Origin of the sequence: Bacillus sp. GMs2/2 (assembly GCF_050172095.1) — a bacterium.
Taxonomy (GTDB): domain Bacteria; phylum Bacillota; class Bacilli; order Bacillales; family Bacillaceae_G; genus Bacillus_A; species Bacillus_A cereus.
On sequence record NZ_JBNLYE010000449.1, the window covers coordinates 1 to 2845 of the forward strand.

A 2845-nucleotide genomic window follows, 5' to 3' on the forward strand; every position below is an offset into this window, starting at 1 on the left:
GGATAAATGAGTCAGAAGAATTTATTTCTTGTACAGTTGACTCGACATCTATATTAGGTTTTTTTGCAACAATCTCCCCAGACTCATTTACTTCTGCAGGAATAGCATCTGGTATATCTGCACTTGTTGTTTCTGGTGTATGAGGGACAATGACACCTTCCTCATTTACATCTGCACGAATTGTATCTGGTATTAAAGGTTCATTTGCCTCTGTTTCAATTGGTGTTGAAATTTCTTGTTGTGGAATATGTGTTGAAGTTTCCTGTTCTGGCTGTATTTCTTCTCTTGAAATATCCATCGGAATGTCTTGTTGTGGGATATCGGATGGGATTTCTTCATGTGCTTCATGATCTGTTGACACTTCCTCTAATGGAAGTTCTTGTGTTGGTACTTCTGTTTGAATCTCTTCATATGCCTCCATATCGCTTGAAACCTCTTCTAGTGGTATTTCTTGTTCTGGCACCTCTGTTTGGATTTCTTCATATGCTTCCATATCAGTTGAAACGTCTTCTAATGGTACCTCTTGTTCTGGTACTTCTGTTTGAATTTCTTCATATGCCTCTATATCAGCTGGCATTTCTTCTCCTGTAGGGATTTCCTCATCTTGTAAAGATACAAGCTCTGGTTGAACGCCCATTTCTGATTCTTCTACCTCTGTTCCTTCTTGTTGTCCTTCCATTTCTTGTTCTAATGCTTCCTTATCTAAGCTGATAAGGTCTTGTTGCATTGGTGCCTCTTCTTCACCTAGTGGCGTTTGTTCTTTCCCTTCCTCTTCCTGCTGTAGTAAATTCCCCTGTTTATCACGATCCTGTAAAGAAATAAGTTTTCCTTTCTTTTGATTCTCTTCTTTTTCTTGTTCCGTTTGATTATTTGGTAAATCATTCGGTATATTGGCTTGCACTAACGGGTTGGCTTTTGTCTTTTCGTCGTCTGTCCCTGCATTTTCTAACTGGCCGCCTGCCGCCGCCAATTCAGCCGCGTTGTTAAAATGCATTCCCATTTTGTCTCCAATATAAGACATTGTATTTCCAGCGTACTCTTTCCCCTTATCTACAAAGTTTTCAGTCATAAGAGATATATTTGTGACCGTTTCATACACACCACGTGCTCGACTAAAGGCCGCAACAATATTTCCTCTAAACAGATAGCAAAGAACGAAAACAAGAATTTGGAAAATCATTGTAGACACATATCCTGCAACGCCCGCTTCTGGTAACACATAAAGTAGTTCTGCTATCGTAAAGATGATGACAAGCATAACAGACATAAAGATTTTTAATGCCAATGGTCGAATCCATTGTGAAGCCCAGCTTTCAATTACTCTGCGATGTCCTGGCAATAAAGCCACCGCCATGACGATTGGTGAGATAATACTCATGACAAGGAACCATAATTGGAATGCTACAATTAGTAAACAAAACGCGATTACTGGAACACCTGCGAATGTATTCACAACATAATACATGACTGTAAATACAAGGCGCTCTCCTACAGAAGAAATCACCATCATTTGATTTCCGTCTTTAACTTCCTTTTTTATCTTTTCATCTCTATCTTTTCCAAGAGGCGTTGCTAATAGTTCATCTACTCGTTTAGCACCTAATTTTTCTTTTGAATCCTCCCCATACTGTAGAAACAAATATGGTCGTTCAACTAACAAATCCCAAATCTGCTTTTTTACTGAAAAGATTGCGTCCGCTTTGGAGCGTCCAGGATCACCCGCAACCGTCCCCGTTGCCTTCGCTAATACTGTTACGCTAATTTCAGAACTAATTGTATTTGCACTCTTTAAGATTGTACTTGCGTTCCCAATGTACGTAACAATAAAAGCAATAACCAATACCGTTTTTACTAACTCACTTAGACCTTTTGAGGGTTGGCGCTTAATAAAGAAGATATAGCCTGCATAACAAGCCGATAACACACACGCAATACCGATAATTGCTGGGAACAGTCCAGAAGATAAAAAGCCCCCTTTTTCAATACCAGCAATATTTTGCATAGCCGCTCCTAATTTATCCGCTACAGCATCTACAATATCCAGATTCAACGCTTGATCAACTAAGAAAATGGTTAATTGACTAAGAATTACACTTAATTGAAAAGCCATGTTCGCAAACCATTGACAAGTTGTATACAACATCCTCTGTAAATCTTTACCTACACTATCATCACCAAATAAGTACCCACCAACTTTTTGAAATACATTTTTTTCATCTTCCTTTGGCTGGTACGTATCAATCTCATAATATTTATCTTTGTAAATCCCATCTGTGTACCCACTAAATAGATTTTCAGAAATTCTCGCCCCTTTTTGTTCCTGTTTTTCTTCCTTTTTTGTATCTTCCGCTAGGGCCACATGAGGCCCTAACGGTAGTAAAAAGAATACAAGAATCATACAAATAGAGAAAAGTTTTTTCATTCCTTTTGCCCCCATTTATGGACATGTATAGGTTTTACACTCCCAACTATGTCCTTGATATTATGTTCCCAATTCCAAGTCCAGCTATAATTTTTCCATTTCCCATCTTTTTCATCTTTCACCATTTTCAACTCTATATTTACTGGCCCATCCTTTACAGGATCATAGAATTTTACTGCGTAATAGAGTTCATTTTTTCCTTCCTCTAAATCATATCTATATAAATCGTATCTACTTCCCATATCCTTACTAACTCCTGGATGACGTACACTTCTATCCTCATCCTTTAATGGTTCATAAACTAACGTTGCTAACTTTCCGTAGTCCACTTCAATTTCAGCTTTAACATACTCCATAACCGCTTTATCTGCTTCTTTTATATCCCTTTCTTTCTGGTTCTCTTGTTGATTTGCATTGCTTTTT

General features: G+C 38.0%; 2 protein-coding genes. Both read right to left on the minus strand.

Translation table 11 applies throughout. The features are described from left to right. On the minus strand, positions 1-2422 hold a 2422-nt coding region (locus tag ACQGS6_RS25845), incomplete at its 3' end, for a CD3337/EF1877 family mobilome membrane protein (RefSeq protein WP_426965837.1). Further along, the coding region (locus ACQGS6_RS25850) for a hypothetical protein (protein ID WP_426965838.1) at positions 2419-2845 on the minus strand (427 nt) is incomplete at its 5' end. The genes ACQGS6_RS25850 and ACQGS6_RS25845, both read right to left, overlap by 4 nt.